1 protein-coding gene is annotated in these 777 nt (G+C 46.3%); it reads left to right on the top strand.

Going from position 1 to position 777, the window contains the following annotated elements; genetic code table 11:
- Positions 1-141: 141 nt before the first annotated feature.
- The coding region (locus R7Q11_RS25810; RefSeq protein ID WP_225466956.1) for an ABC transporter permease at positions 142-777 on the top strand (636 nt) is incomplete at its 3' end.

Raw genomic sequence — 777 nt, 5'->3', positions numbered from 1 at the left:
CTAAATGCAGACTTATTGCATGTCGTTGACAAATTTAGCGATTCTCTTGTCTTCTTAATGAGAAGAGTAAGGTAAGATAACTCTTATTATTTAGAACTAGGGTCAATCGCCCTTATTAGAAAACCAGTTGGTTTGTCCTGTATGTATCATCCTATCTCTTTGTTTATTGGCTTGAGATATCTTCGGGGACGCTCCGGAGATAGGTTTAGCCGATTTGTTTCTTATATGTCGACGGCGGGCATCACGATCGGTGTGATGGCGTTGGTCACTGTGCTTTCGGTTATGAACGGATTCGAAGCACAACTGAAAGAGCGCATTCTTGGTGTTCTTCCTCACGCGGTGATTTCTCAACATGATGGTCGCACTCCACTGACGGAGTCTGCGCCGCAATTCATTCAAGCGATGTCGGATGTTGCTGAGCCAGAACCTGTTGTTCGCGGAGAGGCGGTAATTCAAAGTTCGGCACAACTGACGGCAGGTTATTTGATTGGGATTGAGCCTAAGAAAGGCGACCCGATTGCCAACCATTTGATTGCGGGTCGTTTGTCTTCTCTTCAAGCGGGAGAGTACAAAGTGTTTCTTGGCCACAGTTTAGCGCGCTCTCTTAAGGTTTCTATTGGCGACAAAGTTCGTTTAATGGTGACAAACGCCACGCAGTTTACCCCTCTTGGTCGAATCCCTAGTCAGCGCAACTTCACAGTGGCTGGTATTTTTAATACCGGTTCGGATGTCGATGGCCAGCTTATGATCGTCAATATGGCGGATGCAGCTAAGTTA

Source organism: Vibrio sp. 970, assembly GCF_033339075.1.
The sequence above is the reverse complement of the archived record's forward strand: the minus strand, read 5'-3'. Positions and strand labels throughout refer to the sequence as shown.